Source organism: Xenorhabdus ishibashii (assembly GCF_002632755.1).
Classification (GTDB): Bacteria; Pseudomonadota; Gammaproteobacteria; order Enterobacterales; family Enterobacteriaceae; genus Xenorhabdus; species Xenorhabdus ishibashii.
In genome coordinates, this window is the sequence record NZ_NJAK01000001.1 from 2689798 (window position 1) to 2704027 (window position 14230).

Below are 14230 nucleotides of genomic sequence, written 5' to 3' on the forward strand. Positions count from 1 at the left end.
TTTGACTGGGCTGGACTTCACTGGAAGTTGAAGTGGTGCCCGGAGGCGGAATCGAACCACCGACACGGGGATTTTCAATCCCCTGCTCTACCGACTGAGCTATCCGGGCTAACGGGGCGCATTAAACCGTATTCAGCCTAATCCGTCAAACACTTTCTGCATAAATTTGTTTATATGCTTTTAATTCACACGATAAGCTATAAATTTAAACAAAATGGAGAGGGGGCGCCTCTCCATCTGCTATTTCTTTTATCAACGAGCTTGTTATCAACTACCTGCGATAGCTTTTCTGTGCACTGTTCACTTTTATCAAATAACGACGTGATTCAGCAGAAGGATGTTTATTGGTTAGAGTTGCATAAATATCACCAGGTTCCATTGAATTGATGATTTGAACTGCTTGCTTTTTATCATTGGAAAATACGCGCAATACACTGCCTGCACCGCCATTGTAAGCCGTGATAACAGCATATCGACGCGAAGTTGCGTTTTTGATTTCCCCTAAGTATGTATTTTGCAATATTGATAGATAGGCAGTGCCGGCATCAATGTTGTTCTCAGGATCGAAAAGATAATTGCGGCTAGGCTGGCCTGATTTTCCTTGCATCTTGAAAACATCCCGTCCAGCAGTGTGTTGCATTACTTGCATAAGCCCCAAGGCATCAGAACGGCTGACGGCATAAGGGTTAAAACTGGATTCAGTCTGCATGATGGCAAGGATTAGGGATTCATCAACGCCATATTTTATGGATGCTTTGCGAACGATAGGAAGATATTTATGGGCGCGTTTGTCCAAATGGTTAGGAACTAACTGTATGGTGACTGACCAAATAATGTGTAATCCCGATTGGCGTTTTTGCAATTTATTTTGGATCAGATAATTAGCAAAATGACGTGCGCGCCATTCCCAACGAATAGGTTCGCCGCTATTATCTAAAACCTGCCCATATAGGAACGGTTCTTTGCTAATTTGAATATCATTGGCGTCGGAATAAAGATCAATAGTTCCAGGATCATCTCCCATCAGCAAAGTCGTAACAATTGCTTTGCGTAAATGTTCAGCGGGTTCAATCGGGGAAATGGTTTCAATCGTAATGTTTCCCGTCTCAAAATTGATATGGCTGCGGGTCTTATATTGATCTGTATATTTAACGTAATCTTTTGGGCCTGCGATTAATACTTCCTGCAAACCCCAAATATTTTCGATATTGTGGGCAAATTGTCCCATTAAAATATCGAATCCATTGGTGTCTTTTACATATTCTTCGCTGTATTCAACGTCTTTTTTACTAGAGCAGGAAATTAAAAGCGGAGCGAGGAGGATCAGAGCCAGCAGTCTTTTCATTTTACAATGCCGTTGGATATTAATGCTGTTGGATATTGAGGGTTCGTCTATGATTAGAGCCATACAAAATGGCTCCTATTATGCCAATCTATACTAATAGAGTAGCAATATTATTGTTCCGGAGGTGTATAACCGTCGATTTTAATGTCATGTCCTTCAAACAGGAATTTCATCATCTCTTGTTCAAGCAGTTTGCGATCTTCTGGATTCATGGTATTGAGTTTTTTTTCATTAATCAGCATGGTTTGTTTACTCATCCATTGTTGCCAGGCTTCTTTCGAAATCTCATTGAAAATACGCTTGCCTAATTCCCCTGGATAGAGCTGAAAATCTTGACCTTCCGCTTCTCGTTGTAAAAAAGTGCAAAAAATAGTTCTGCTCATAATTAATCCTCAAAATAGTGGGTAAATTAACCCAGTTGTTGCAAAAGGTACTCAACGGGAGTTGCCAATCCAATAGTTGCCGGCTGGCGTAAGTTATACCAAAGTCCCTTACTTTCATCCATGCAGGAATCAAAAGTTAAAATATCGATTCTAATAGGAACGATATCTAAATGAAAATGGCTGAATGTGTGGCGAAAGGCGGTCAGTTGTTCAAGTTTGCTGTGAGAAATGCCTGAGTTTTTCAGCCATTGTTCCAATGATGCCTGATCAGGAAATTGTGGGAAAGCAAACAATCCCCCCCAAATACCAGAAAGTGGGCGCTGCTCCAGCCAAACCATATCGCCATGTTGCATTAATAAAAAGTAGGCTGTTTTTTCAGGAATGCTTTGTTTCGGTTTTTTCCCCGGATAGTTTGCCCAACTGTGATTGGCGTAAGCGATACACCCTGTATTCAATGGACAGAACTCACATTTTGGTTTGCTGCGGGTGCAGACCATAGCACCCAAGTCCATCATTGCCTGATTAAAATATTCGACACCTTGCTTAGGAGTCACGCGCGTGCTGATATCCCATAACTGGTTCTCAACTTCTTTTTTCCCCGGCCAGCCACCAACAGCGTAGCAGCGAGCCAAAACACGCTTCACGTTACCATCAAGAATAGGGAAATGCTTGCCTTGAGACAGGGAAAGAATGGCGCCGGCAGTCGAACGCCCTACACCGGGCAGGGCAACGACATCATCAAAGGTCGTCGGGAATTTGCCCTTGTGTAACGTTACAATCTGTTGTGCCGCTTTATGCAAATTGCGGGCACGTGCGTAATATCCCAAACCCGTCCATAAATGGAGAACTTCATCCAGAGGCGCAGTAGCCAAAGAGGCAACATCGGGAAAACGTGAAATAAATTTCTGGAAATAGGGAATGACCGTCGCGACCTGGGTTTGTTGCAGCATCACTTCTGAAAGCCAGACATGATAGGCCGTTTTTTCCAACTGCCAAGGCAGAGTCTTGCGACCATAACGGTGATACCACTCAAGTACGACCTGCGAAAATTGCTCAGCTTCCATCATTAGAATAATTGTCTTTATATCTGGTAATTGTTTCGTAAGCGGGATTGCAACATAGTGTAACCGCAGTGTAAACCCGAACTTTGTTTCGAAGCGTTACGCAACATAGCATTAAAGTTGTGCTTATGGACACTGAACTTGATAAAATCAGCCATCTTTGCATAATTGCGCTCTCTTTGGGCAATTCTGCGGTATGTAAAGTCCCAGACGCCTGAAAACAGGCTTTTAAAACTGACAAAAAGTACCATGATAAATAACGTAATTTCACCGGAATATAATGAAAATGGCAGGGCATTGCGCCGTGTCCGCAGTTTTGTGCGTCGGCAAGGACGATTAACGAGTCGCCAGCAGCAAGCACTTGATAATGTGTGGCCGAAGATGGGGGTGGACTATCAGGCAGAAATGTTCAATATGGAAGCGCTCTTTGGCCGCGAAGCTCCCATTGTACTGGAAATTGGTTTTGGTATGGGCGCATCACTGGTCGCAATGGCAAGCGAAAATCCAGAGAAAAACTTTTTTGGTATTGAAGTTCACGCGCCGGGAGTTGGGGCGTGCCTGGCATCCGCCGAAGAGGAAAATCTCAGTAATTTGCGCGTGATGTGCCATGACGCCATTGAAGTGTTGAATAACATGATCCCAGATCAGAGTTTGGCAATGGTGCAGCTTTTTTTCCCTGATCCGTGGCATAAAGCACGTCATAATAAGCGTCGAATTGTGCAGCCTGAATTTGCTCAATTAATTAAAAGTAAGTTGAAAATCGGTGGTGTCTTCCATATGGCAACCGACTGGCAACCATATGCGGAGCATATGCTTGAGGTGATGCGCGTAGCTGAAGGGTATCACAACTTATCGGAAAGTGGTGATTATGTGCCACGTCCTAAGTCGCGTCCGGTCACGAAATTTGAGATACGTGGTCAGCGGTTAGGTCATGGCGTATGGGATCTCATGTTTGAGAGGATAAAGTAATGGCTAAAAACCGTAGTCGTCGTCTGCGTAAAAAATTGCGTATTGATGAGTTTCAAGAATTGGGTTTTTCAGTAAAGTGGAATTTTCCGACTGATACCTCCGTTGAGGTTGTCGATAGCACAGTTGATGCCTTGATTGAGGAATTGATCGAGCCAAATGGCCTTGCTCTGGATGCCAGCGGTTATTTGCAATGGGAAGGTATTGTCTGCCTGCAAAAAATCGGCAAATGTACGGAAGAGCATCGCCAATTGGTTGAGAATTGGCTGAAAGATCGCGGTATGGAAGACGTTATCACATCAGAATTATTTGATGTATGGTGGGATTGATCGCCGTTGCATAAAAAAAGCGTATTACGTAAAAAATAGCGCTGTATGCAGGGGCTCCTTGGGGTCCCTGTTTGTCTGGAGAAAAAGTGGTGAAGGTAAGGTTCTCTAATTCGTTGTTGGCAGATATCTTAGAAGAAGTACGCCCTTTGATTGGTCAAGGAAGAGTAGCTGATTATATTCCTGCTCTGGCGGAAGTTCCGGCAAACAATTTGGCGATGGCCATTTGTACGGTCGATGGGCAGGTTTTTAAAGCGGGAGATGCAGAAAAACGCTTTTCCATCCAATCCATTTCTAAGGTGTTGAGCCTGACATTGGCGATGACACGTTATAAGGAAGAGGATATCTGGCAACGGGTGGGGACGGAACCTTCGGGGCAGCCATTTAATTCACTGGTACAGTTGGAGCTGGAAAAGGGGATCCCCCGTAATCCTTTTATTAATGCGGGGGCATTGATTATTTGCGATATGCTGCAATCTCGTTTGAGTGCACCTAAACATAGAATGCTGGAGTTTGTCCGCAGCCTCACTGAGCAAAAAAGTCTCTGTTATGATGATATCGTTGCCCGTTCAGAAATGGATCATTCCAGTCGTAATGCTGCGATAGCTTACCTGATGAAATCATTCGGTAATTTTGAAAATGATGTCATTACGGTTCTGCAAACATATTTCCAATATTGTGCCTTGAAAATGAATTGTGTTGAATTGGCTCAATGTTTTATTTATTTGGCTAATCAAGGACGTATGATTGGTTCCGGCCAACAAATTTTAAGCCTGCGACAAACTCGCCAGATTAATGCGCTTATGTTGACATGTGGTATGTACGATGGTTCTGGCGAGTTTGCTTTCAGGATCGGTATGCCCGGAAAATCGGGTGTTGGTGGCGGCATTATCTGTGTGGTTCCAGGAGAATTCACTGTTGCAGTATGGTCACCTGAACTGGATAAATCCGGCAACTCATTGGCAGGTTGTGCAGCACTGGAAAAATTAGCTGGGCGTATTGGCCGTTCTATTTTTTAATTTGTCTGTGTTTTAACCTTAGAAACCAGGAGAAAGTATGTTACGCAGGATCACGATTGTTGCATCATTGCTATTTGCGTCTCAAGTCATTGTGACTCAGGCACAGGCGAATTCTGAATGTCATTCGACGCTTAATGATGACATTATTGTCACGCCAAATTCTGTCCAGATCACAGGGGCGAGTGGAAACCTAAAAATATTACCCGATGGCTCCATAACCAGAGATGGTAAGATGTTATCGTTAAGTACAGAACAACGCAGCAAAGCCCTGCAATATCAACAGACTATCCGTCAGGATTTGCCTTGGGTTAAGAAAGAAGCGTTAAGTCATTTGACGAATGCACGCCAGTCGCTGGACAAAGTGGTGATCGAAACAATGGGTAAGGAAAGTAATATCCGTATCCGTTTATCTCAATTGGAATCAGGCCTCATTAAACAAATTGATAGCGTGATTGAAACCCGTGCTAATGGTTTTGCCTTTAATGCTCAGGCCGTTAAACAGGTAGAGCCTGAAGGTAAAAAACTCATTGAACAGAGCCTTGGTGGTATTTTGCAGGATAGCATTAACGAAATGAGCCGTAAGAATAGCGATCAAAATGGTGACGGCAAACAGATGTTAATGTCTCTCCTCGGTGGGTTAGGCGGCATGCAAAATGGTTTTGATGCAGAATGGAAAAAGCAGGAACAAGAGTTGAAGCGTTTAAAAGAGCAAGTATGTAGTAAAGCCAGTAACTTAGAGCAACAGCGCATTAGCTTTATGAATGCTATTAAGTAAATCATACTAGGGTCTGTTGATGTTTTAAGGTCATAATTCATTCAACCCACATGGGCAACCAGACAATGATAAACGCCAGAGCCAATATACTGGCGTAATTCCGTTCAAGCTTATCGTATCTTGTTGCTATTGCACGAAAATGTTTAACCCTAGCGAACGCATTCTCCACCAAATGACGATAACGATATAAACATTTATCAATCTGTTTATCCGATTTTCGGCTATTTTTCCGGTAGGGAATAATCGGCGTTGCTCCTTGCTGTTCAATATGATTTCTGAAAGCCTGACTGTCGTACCCTTTGTCAGCTATCACAAAGTCCGAAGGGGGCGATTGTTCGACTAAACTTTCAGCATGAACAATGTCATGCACTTGTCCCCCGGACAATTCAAAATGAACAGGCAAGCCATAACTATCGACGGCCAAATGAATTTTGGTTGAACGTCCACCACAACTTTTGCCAATCGCCTCATCATCATCTGAAGCCGCTCCGGCACTGTGCTGATGAGCACGGACGATACTCCCATCAATAAACAACCATTCCCTATCAGCAAACCCAGATAACCACTTGAAAATGAGCTGTAAAACCCCTTTCTTTGACCACGCATTGAAACGTTGAAAGACACTATTCCATTTGCCGAATTCTGGCGGTAAATCGCGCCAGGGAACGCTCGTTCTCATTCGGTAAAGAATGCCTTCAACGGTCAAACGGTGTTCAGGTTTGTGATAAATCCAACCCGCATGTTGCATTAACGCAGATAGCTTATTCCATTGGAGATCTGTTAACATAGTTCGCGGCATGATGGTGAGGTCTGGTTGTTTTTTGGCGAAAGTAATTATACCAAATCATCATGCTGTTTAATAATCCCTCACAAAACATCAACACGCCCTATATCTATCCAAGAAAAATTATTTAAGATAAATAAGAATCAATATGAAATTGATTCTTATTTTATTGACATATTAATGTTGCCACCTAGAATGCAAGCCACCTTTTGTTAATAGGCTTAATTTAGGTGTAACAATGAAAAAAATCCTGCCAATTGTTATTGCATCACTGTTTTCTGCCACCAGCCACTTTGCATTCAGTCAACCATCGGAGCTATTTACACCAAATTCAGTAATAGCCCAGTCTGGTGATTATGTTACGGTGAAGCATCTTTCTGGTGAAACTCAGGTTAAAAAGGATCCAAAACGAGTTGTTTTGTTCGATTTCGGCACTTACGATTCGATGGTGAAACTGGGTCTATCTGATCGCGTAGTTGCTTTACCTATTAATAACCTGCCTGAATATGTGCGTAATAGTGTGCCTGCCAGTATGCACAATGCAGGGGGAATGAAAGAGCCAAATTTGGAAAAATTGGCAGAAATAAAACCCGATTTGATTGTCATTACCGGACGTCAGGGCGCTTTTTATGATCGCTTGGCAAAAATTGCACCAACTGTAGATTTAAGTACAGACAGTAAAAATTATCTTCCATCCGTTGATAATAATTTTAAATTATTAGGTGAGTTATTTAATAAGCAGGATGATGTTAAAACTCAATCTGCTTATTTAGAAAAAACGATTACATCCGCTCAGGAAAAAGCGAAGGCAGCGAGTAGCAAGGTATTGGTATTACTGCATAATGCGGGTGAGTTATATCCCAATAATCAAGTTATTGTTTACAACGTCATTAAAGCACCTCGTGCAGTATTGCCTGCTAAATCAGACAAAGATAAAAGTCGCTCTGTCACAGCGGAAATGATTGCACAAGCAAACCCTGATGTGATTTTTATTATCGACCGTAGTGAAGCCATTGGTGCAGGTAAACTGGAAAAAGATCAATTTGAAAATGATCAGGTTAAGTCAACTAATGCCTATAAAAACGGCAAGATAGTATACTTGCAGTCTGACCTCTGGTACTTGTCTGGTGGTGGGGTGGACAGTATGACGCGACAAGTAAATGCAGTAGCTGATGCCTTGTAATTTCTCAATATTGTAATTTCTCAATATTGTAATTTCGCAAAATTAAAATTCCTTTTTTCTGCCTTTACCCTGAGATCTGAATAGTGAGATTTCGGGGTAATTCTATTCTCTATTTATCGCCGCAACTCACTTATTATTCCTAAACTGAAACAATCAAGCAAAATGATGGTTTGGCCTTGCGGTACAGAAAATCTACGTTAGGATATTTCAAAAGGCATTCAATGGGGGATATAAGCATGATTATTAGTTCAACTGAATTTAAGAATAATGATTTCTTGAAAAAAGAGCATGAATTTAATCAATTTGATGGCAATGGTGATAACCGTTCCCCCGAACTTACCTGGGCAGGCGCACCAGCCGAAACCAAAAGTTTTGCGATTACTGTCTATGATCCTGATGCACCAACGGGTAGTGGCTTCTGGCACTGGGTCGCTTTTGATATTCCCGTTGAAACACAAACGTTACCTGCAAATGCAGGGCAGAGCGATGGTAGCAAATTACCAACCGGTACAATTCAGAGCAGAAATGATTATGGCTTGTTTGGTTTTGGTGGTTGTTGTCCACCTGTGGGAGATAAAGCCCATCGCTATATTTTCACTGTACATGCCTTATCGGTAAAGAAACTGGGAATTGATGCTGAAACAACAAATGCCGTTGCGCGTTTTATGATCCAGGCCAATACCCTGGCAACAACTTCTATTACCGGCTACTACCAGCGTTAACCGATTAATCATTCTTCCGTTTCCAGTAAGGGGTATCAATATGAGCAGCAAAAAAATTCAATGGAACTATGGGTTACAGCCGGAAGCGGTAGAGATCCTCGCTAATGACGGAGGCATGATAGTTTGCCCAACCAAAGTTGGCTACATTATCATGACCTCTGATGCGCAAGGTCTGGAGCGTAAATTTGAGGCTAAGCTGCGTAATCGTAACAAGCCCGGTGTTGTTTTATGTGGTTCTTTGGAGCAGTTGAAAGAGCTGGCTCAGCTTAACGAGGAAATTGAAGAACTTTATCAAAGACATTGGGATGAAGACGTACTGTTAGGTTGTATCTTGCCGTGGAAAGAAGAAGCAATAGCCCGTATTCCAGATGATGGTTCTAAGGAACTGATGATGGATCGACGTGGTACGAGCTGTTTCGTCATTAAATTTGGCAAACCTGGTGAAATCCTGGCAAAAGAACTGTGGGAAAAATATGGCAAGTTCTCTTTTGCCAGCTCAGCGAACCCATCAGGCAAGGGGAACCGCGGACTGGTTGAATGTATCGGTGAGAGGATAGAAGAACGCGCTGATCTGATTATCTCCGCCAATGACTATGTTAAATCTATTCAGCCAAATGAAACCGAACAAACCCGTTATGAACAAGGTGTGATGGTTTCAATGGTAGACGAAAATGGTCAATTAGTTCCTCTGCAACAGGGGCAGCGCGATATTACCCCATGTCCGGTATTAATCCGTAAGGGGCTGGATGTACATAAAATTATGGCGATAATGTCCGACATTTTTACTACCTGGGATTATCGTCACGGTAATTACTATTAATTATTGTTGATTCATAGTAATGGCTATTGATACCTCTGACAGATAATATCTTTGGCGGGTGCTGTTGTACCCGCATTGATATCTGTCGTTACGCTTTTTTTCCTTTCTCCAAATCTTGCCTTAGCTTGCGTTGCAAAGAGTTTGCAAACTGTTGCACACGCGAAGATAGCGTATTTTCTGATTTAAACAGTATCCATGCCTGATAAATATCCATGTTCCATTCCGGGAGGAGTCGCACTAATTTCCCTTCTGCCACCGCTTCATGGGTAACATAATCGGGAAGATAAGCAATACCAGCTCCGGCCAGAGCGGAGCTCATTAATGCCACACTGTTATTGATGCGAAATCGGCTGCGTACTTCAATATCCTGTTTATTTCTTTCCTTACGGAATGGCAGGGAAATAGTATGCGCAGGGCCACGAAATAGCAGATAATCGTAACGAGGAAGATCTTCGGGTTTCTCTATTGGAGATAATTGGCTGATATAGTCTGGGGTTGCGTAAAGTCCCCAAGTAATATCAATTAAGGGCATAACAAGGGGATATTGTGGCATTTGGCGCCCGATGATAATCGCAATATCGCATTGATCTTCTTCCATATTAATCGTTCTGTCGGTCAGTTCTAGATCAACACTGATATGAATATTTCCGGCGATAAAGTGATTCAGGGCAGAAACAATACATTGGCTACCAAAGGATACCGGAGCAATCAAACGTAAACTTCCCATCGGCTCTTCATGGAAATTACGGATAAAATGTTCAGCATTTTGGGCTTCGGTAAGGATCCGGTGGCAGTATTGGTAATAACTCATTCCGACTTCTGTTACTTGAATTTTACGTGTAGTACGGTTGAGTAATTGGGTGCCTAGTCTTACTTCTAATTGTGCAATTTCGCGGCTAACGGAAGATTTGGATAGCCTTAACGATCTTGCTGCTTCGGTAAAACTCAGTGTCTCTACAACACGGGCAAAGATCACCATTGAAGTAAGATTCTCAATATTATTCATGCAATAACCTGATGATTTACGCTTGGGAACTGTCCTATAACATATCACATATCCTATAGTGATATGCCAGATTCAATGGGTAAGAGTTTCCCATTTTGTGAACAACTGTCCCATAATGGAAACAGTGAACTATATGATGGTATTTCCCTACGTTAAGGAGTCGTAATCTTGTTAGGATGACAGCCTATTGAGTCTGTTTTAATCTTTCGGAGGGCAATGTGAGATGAGCCAAACTATTACACAAAAAATTCTTGCACGGGCAAGTGGGCGTGCACAAGTCACTCCGGGTGAAGTGGTTTGGGCGAAAGTGGATATTCTGATGTCTCACGATCCCTGTACGCCAGGTGTAGCCAGCGTATTTAAAAAGGAGTTCGGGCAAGATGCAAAGATATGGGATCCTGAACGCTTTATTTTAATTCCAGACCATTTTGTCTATTCGGCTGATTCACAAGCCAATCAGAACATTCGGGTGATGCGTGAATTTGCCGCTGAACAGAATATAAAATATTTTTATGACGTTGGAACGCCCAATTATAAAGGTGTGTGTCATATAGGACTGGCAGAAGGGGGACATACCCGTCCCGGTGAAGTATTACTGGGCACAGATTCCCATACGGTGACGGCGGGTGCTTTTGGAGCATTTGCCATTGGGTTAGGGATTACTGATGCCGCTTATGCGTTAGGGACGGGAGAGATCCCTCTTAAGGTGCCAACAACCATTCGGGTCAATTTTACCGGAACCAAGCCTGCGCATGTTTTGGCTAAGGACATGATTTTATCTGTATTGTCAGAGTTAACTGTCGATGGTGCGACCTATCAGGCGATAGAGTTTGGTGGTAACGTTATTGATGAGTTATCGGTAGAAGAGCGCATGACGATTTGCAATATGGTCGTTGAGTGTGGGGCTAAAAATGGCATTATGGTTCCCAATCAGGCGACTTTGGATTATTTAGCGGAAAGAAATAATCTCCCGTTTGAAATTGTCTATCCTGATGAGGATGCGCAATACAGCCGTATGTTAAATATTGATGTTTCCACAATGCAGCCAAAAATTGCTAAACCTCATTCACCGGATAATGTCGTTTCTATTGATCAGGTAGCCAATGTCGCCATTTCTCAGGCATATATTGGTTCTTGTACCGGTGGCAAGCTGGAAGATTTTGTTGCGGCAGCCCGTGTTATTAAAGGGCATAAAGTGACAATCCCGACTTACGCAGTACCTGCAACAAAAGAAGTTTTTCATAAAACGATTACAACCCAAATTGATGGCATTTCTGTCTACCAGATTTTAAGTGATGCCGGAGTGAAACTTTCTGCTGAATCAGGGTGCGCAGCTTGTTGTGGTGGACCGCCAGACACTTTTGGCCGCGTCAATGATCCAATATCAGTTATATCTACCACCAATCGCAATTTTGTCGGCAGAATGGGGCATAAACGTGCCAATATTTATCTTGCTTCCCCTTATTCTGTTGCCGCGGCGGCTATTACTGGTCACATAACAAATCCTGAGGAGTTTTTATGAGCGAGTTAAAGGAAAATATCATTCGGGGTGAGGTTTATGTATTGACCGATAATATTGATACTGACCAGATTCTTTCAGCCGAATATCTCAAGGTTAATCCTTCCACGCCTGAAGGATACGCTCAACTGGCTTCACTGGCGATGTGTGGATTACCGGAAGGATCACTGCCTTTCATTGATGAAACCAAGGGAAAAGCCAAATATCCGATTATTGTGGCAGGGCAGAATTTTGGCTGTGGATCTTCGCGTGAACACGCTGTTGCTGCATTGGGTGCTTCTGGCGTGAAGGTGGTGCTTGCCCAATCTTACGCCCGTATATTTTTCCGCAATTGTGTTTCAACCGGACAGTTGTTGCCTGTTGCTGCCCAAGAGCGCTTGTGTGACAAATTAGTCACGGGAGACAGTATTGAGATTGATATTGAAAACCAGACCGTCATTCTGTTGAAAGACGGGGAAAAATATCGCACTGATCCGATTGGTGAACTTGCCAATATCGTATCTGCTGGTGGGCTATTTTCTTACGCTCGTGCGACTGGCAGAATTAAATAATATGAAAAAACTGCACCCTTGAATTTTAAGGTGCAGTTTTAGTTTTTTTCTAAAGAAACAGCTCAAGTAAGGAATTCAGGAACAGCTTCCCGTGCTTAGTGATTTGCCAATGTGTGTCGCTTTCAGTGATATAGCCTTTCGCCAGTGCTTCGTCAATTTGCGGGCGAATAGTACTTTCCGGTAATCCGGTGAAATCACTGAAATCCTGGCGTGGCATCGGTTCCAGCAAGCGAAAACGGTTCATGAAAAATTCAAATGGACGATCTTCATTATCCACTTGATTTTGTTGATCCAAATAACGCCCTTGCATATAACCGCGTGGGTGCTTAGTTTTCACGGTACGGAGAATACGGCCATCTGCAAATGAAATTTTGCCATGTGCGCCGCAACCAATCCCCAAATAATCCCCGAAACGCCAGTAATTAAGATTATGCTGACATTGATAACCGGGCTTGGCATAGGCCGAAGTTTCATATTGCAGATAACCCGCTTCTGTCAGTAATTGATGGCCTTGGGAAAAAATATTCCAGAGTGCATCATCATCCGGTAAAACCGGAGGGCGAGAGCCAAAACTGGTATTGGGTTCAATCGTGAGCTGATACCAGGACAGATGGGGGGGCGATAACTCAATAGCCTGACGTAAATCATTCAATGCTTCATTGAGTGTTTGGTTAGGCAGGCCATGCATCAAGTCCAGATTGAAACTGCGTAATCCCAGCCCGTCAGCCAATTTAGCTGCCCGTTTGGCCTCTTCCGGGCCGTGGATACGCCCTAAGCGGATGAGCTTATCTGAACCGAAACTTTGGATGCCGATGGAAATGCGATTAATCCCCGCTTGCTGGTAGGCACTGAAACGATCGGCTTCAACAGTTCCCGGATTGGCTTCCATCGTAATCTCTGCTTGCGGAGAGAGTGGCAGTGAAGCCCTGACACCATCGAGCAATCGTTGCATACCTTCAGCGCTTAACAGGCTAGGCGTTCCTCCACCGATAAAAATCGTCGATACCTCACGATCACTAATCATTGGTAAATCCGCATGCAAATCTGCCAATAAATGATCAACATATTCCTGATGCGGTACATCTCCTTTTAAGGCATGTGAATTAAAGTCGCAATAAGGACATTTCTGCACGCACCAAGGAATATGAATATAAAGACTCAGAGGTGGCAATTTAAGCATTACGCATGGCTTCCAATAACATTGCTAATGCTTTCCCACGGTGTGAAACGGTATTTTTTTGCTCACGAGTTAGCTCGGCTGCTGTACAGTTAAATTCAGGTGCATAAAAAACGGGATCGTAACCAAAACCGCCTTTTCCAGCCGGTTCACGGGTGATCATACCTGACCAACGGCCGTGAAATATCAGAGGGGTAGGATCTTCTGCATGGCGTAAGAAGACCAGTACACAATTGAATTGAGCCTGACGCTTTTCATCAGGTACATCGTGCATGACTTGCAATAATTTTTCCAGATTCGCTTGATCGGAGGCATCACTGCCTGCATAGCGAGCGGAATAAATGCCTGGTGCGCCACCTAATGCGTCAACCGATAACCCCGAATCGTCGGCAATCGCAGGTAAACCCGTCACTGCTGCCGCATGGCGAGCTTTGATGATTGCGTTTTCAATAAAAGTGAGGCCTGTTTCATCGGCTGAATCCACACCTAATTCGGTTTGAGCCACGATGTTTAAGCCAAAATCAGCTAATAAATCAGCCAATTCACGTACTTTCCCTGCATTTCCCGTGGCGAGAACAACTTTTTGCATTGCC

At 43.3% G+C, this 14230-nt stretch carries 16 protein-coding genes and 1 tRNA gene; 9 read left to right on the forward strand and 8 right to left on the reverse strand.

What is annotated here, in order from left to right; translation table 11 throughout:
• Positions 1-33 precede the first annotated feature (33 nt).
• The 4 genes from Xish_RS12825 to mutY form a co-directional block, all read right to left on the reverse strand.
• A tRNA-Phe gene (locus Xish_RS12825) sits at positions 34-109 on the reverse strand.
• 162 nt (positions 110-271) lie between these two features.
• Positions 272-1345 (reverse strand): membrane-bound lytic murein transglycosylase MltC, encoded by a 1074-nt coding sequence (gene mltC / locus Xish_RS12830; protein ID WP_099118178.1) that lies wholly within the window; start codon positions 1343-1345, stop codon positions 272-274.
• Positions 1346-1455: 110 nt separating this feature from the next.
• Positions 1456-1728 (reverse strand): oxidative damage protection protein, encoded by a 273-nt coding sequence (locus Xish_RS12835; RefSeq protein WP_099118179.1) that lies wholly within the window; start codon positions 1726-1728, stop codon positions 1456-1458.
• A 26-nt stretch (positions 1729-1754) separates the two neighbouring features.
• The gene (gene mutY / locus Xish_RS12840; protein WP_099118180.1) at positions 1755-2795 is read right to left on the reverse strand and encodes an A/G-specific adenine glycosylase; all 1041 of its coding nucleotides are present in this window, start codon (positions 2793-2795) and stop codon (positions 1755-1757) included.
• A gap of 243 nt (positions 2796-3038) precedes the next feature.
• Between mutY and trmB the strand changes: the two genes are divergently transcribed.
• The 4 genes from trmB to Xish_RS12860 all read left to right on the forward strand — a co-directional run bounded on the left by trmB (position 3039) and on the right by Xish_RS12860 (position 5875).
• Entirely contained in the window at positions 3039-3758 is a 720-nt protein-coding gene (gene trmB / locus Xish_RS12845; RefSeq protein ID WP_099118181.1) for a tRNA (guanosine(46)-N7)-methyltransferase TrmB, read from the forward strand.
• Entirely contained in the window at positions 3758-4084 is a 327-nt protein-coding gene (locus Xish_RS12850; RefSeq protein ID WP_099118182.1) for a YggL family protein, read from the forward strand. Before trmB ends, Xish_RS12850 begins: the two co-directional genes overlap by 1 nt.
• A gap of 89 nt (positions 4085-4173) precedes the next feature.
• Entirely contained in the window at positions 4174-5100 is a 927-nt protein-coding gene (glsB, locus tag Xish_RS12855; RefSeq protein WP_099118755.1) for a glutaminase B, read from the forward strand.
• A gap of 37 nt (positions 5101-5137) precedes the next feature.
• Positions 5138-5875, forward strand: a complete 738-nt coding sequence (locus Xish_RS12860) for a DUF2884 family protein (RefSeq protein WP_099118183.1) — start codon at positions 5138-5140, stop codon at positions 5873-5875.
• Between the two features lie 37 nt (positions 5876-5912).
• On the opposite strand, the gene Xish_RS12865 is transcribed toward Xish_RS12860, so the two are convergent.
• Entirely contained in the window at positions 5913-6674 is a 762-nt protein-coding gene (locus Xish_RS12865) for an IS5 family transposase (protein ID WP_099116796.1), read from the reverse strand.
• 223 nt (positions 6675-6897) lie between these two features.
• On the opposite strand from Xish_RS12865, the gene Xish_RS12870 reads away from it, so the two are divergent.
• The 3 genes from Xish_RS12870 (at position 6898) to Xish_RS12880 (ending at position 9384) form a co-directional block, all read left to right on the forward strand.
• Complete coding sequence (locus tag Xish_RS12870; protein WP_099118184.1) at positions 6898-7842, forward strand: siderophore ABC transporter substrate-binding protein; 945 nt, start codon at positions 6898-6900, stop codon at positions 7840-7842.
• Between the two features lie 236 nt (positions 7843-8078).
• A complete protein-coding gene (locus Xish_RS12875; RefSeq protein WP_099118756.1) occupies positions 8079-8564 on the forward strand; it encodes a YbhB/YbcL family Raf kinase inhibitor-like protein in 486 nt (161 codons plus the stop codon).
• Positions 8565-8604: 40 nt separating this feature from the next.
• Positions 8605-9384: an L-threonylcarbamoyladenylate synthase gene (locus Xish_RS12880; RefSeq protein WP_099118185.1), complete on the forward strand. Its 780-nt coding sequence runs from the start codon at positions 8605-8607 to the stop codon at positions 9382-9384.
• Positions 9385-9472: 88 nt separating this feature from the next.
• Here the strand turns inward: Xish_RS12880 and Xish_RS12885 are convergent, their stop codons facing one another.
• Positions 9473-10390, reverse strand: a complete 918-nt coding sequence (locus Xish_RS12885; protein ID WP_099118186.1) for a LysR family transcriptional regulator — start codon at positions 10388-10390, stop codon at positions 9473-9475.
• Between the two features lie 223 nt (positions 10391-10613).
• On the opposite strand from Xish_RS12885, the gene Xish_RS12890 reads away from it, so the two are divergent.
• Both Xish_RS12890 and Xish_RS12895 read left to right on the forward strand, forming a co-directional pair.
• A complete protein-coding gene (locus tag Xish_RS12890) occupies positions 10614-11912 on the forward strand; it encodes a 3-isopropylmalate dehydratase large subunit (RefSeq protein ID WP_099118187.1) in 1299 nt (432 codons plus the stop codon).
• Complete coding sequence (locus tag Xish_RS12895) at positions 11909-12460, forward strand: LeuD/DmdB family oxidoreductase small subunit (RefSeq protein WP_099118188.1); 552 nt, start codon at positions 11909-11911, stop codon at positions 12458-12460. Before Xish_RS12890 ends, Xish_RS12895 begins: the two co-directional genes overlap by 4 nt.
• Positions 12461-12509: 49 nt before the next feature.
• Here Xish_RS12895 and hemW read toward each other — a convergent pair whose 3' ends face one another.
• Both hemW and Xish_RS12905 read right to left on the reverse strand, forming a co-directional pair.
• Positions 12510-13640, reverse strand: coding sequence for a radical SAM family heme chaperone HemW (gene hemW, locus Xish_RS12900; protein WP_099118189.1), 1131 nt, complete (start codon positions 13638-13640; stop codon positions 12510-12512).
• Positions 13633-14226, reverse strand: a complete 594-nt coding sequence (locus Xish_RS12905; RefSeq protein ID WP_099118757.1) for an XTP/dITP diphosphatase — start codon at positions 14224-14226, stop codon at positions 13633-13635. Before Xish_RS12905 ends, hemW begins: the two co-directional genes overlap by 8 nt.
• Positions 14227-14230: the final 4 nt, after the last annotated feature.

Excerpts from the sequence above, each read along its gene's own strand:
- mltC (WP_099118178.1), bottom strand. The coding sequence starts at position 1,345 with ATGAAAAGACTGCTGGCTCTGATCCTCCTCGCTCCGCTTTTAATTTCC.
- Xish_RS12835 (WP_099118179.1), bottom strand. The coding sequence starts at position 1,728 with ATGAGCAGAACTATTTTTTGCACTTTTTTACAACGAGAAGCGGAAGGT.
- mutY (WP_099118180.1), bottom strand. The coding sequence starts at position 2,795 with ATGATGGAAGCTGAGCAATTTTCGCAGGTCGTACTTGAGTGGTATCAC.
- trmB (WP_099118181.1), top strand. The coding sequence starts at position 3,039 with ATGATAAATAACGTAATTTCACCGGAATATAATGAAAATGGCAGGGCA.
- Xish_RS12850 (WP_099118182.1), top strand. The coding sequence starts at position 3,758 with ATGGCTAAAAACCGTAGTCGTCGTCTGCGTAAAAAATTGCGTATTGAT.
- Xish_RS12860 (WP_099118183.1), top strand. The coding sequence starts at position 5,138 with ATGTTACGCAGGATCACGATTGTTGCATCATTGCTATTTGCGTCTCAA.
- Xish_RS12865 (WP_099116796.1), bottom strand. The coding sequence starts at position 6,674 with ATGCCGCGAACTATGTTAACAGATCTCCAATGGAATAAGCTATCTGCG.
- Xish_RS12870 (WP_099118184.1), top strand. The coding sequence starts at position 6,898 with ATGAAAAAAATCCTGCCAATTGTTATTGCATCACTGTTTTCTGCCACC.
- Xish_RS12875 (WP_099118756.1), top strand. The coding sequence starts at position 8,079 with ATGATTATTAGTTCAACTGAATTTAAGAATAATGATTTCTTGAAAAAA.
- Xish_RS12880 (WP_099118185.1), top strand. The coding sequence starts at position 8,605 with ATGAGCAGCAAAAAAATTCAATGGAACTATGGGTTACAGCCGGAAGCG.
- Xish_RS12885 (WP_099118186.1), bottom strand. The coding sequence starts at position 10,390 with ATGAATAATATTGAGAATCTTACTTCAATGGTGATCTTTGCCCGTGTT.
- Xish_RS12890 (WP_099118187.1), top strand. The coding sequence starts at position 10,614 with ATGAGCCAAACTATTACACAAAAAATTCTTGCACGGGCAAGTGGGCGT.
- Xish_RS12895 (WP_099118188.1), top strand. The coding sequence starts at position 11,909 with ATGAGCGAGTTAAAGGAAAATATCATTCGGGGTGAGGTTTATGTATTG.
- hemW (WP_099118189.1), bottom strand. The coding sequence starts at position 13,640 with ATGCTTAAATTGCCACCTCTGAGTCTTTATATTCATATTCCTTGGTGC.
- Xish_RS12905 (WP_099118757.1), bottom strand. The coding sequence starts at position 14,226 with ATGCAAAAAGTTGTTCTCGCCACGGGAAATGCAGGGAAAGTACGTGAA.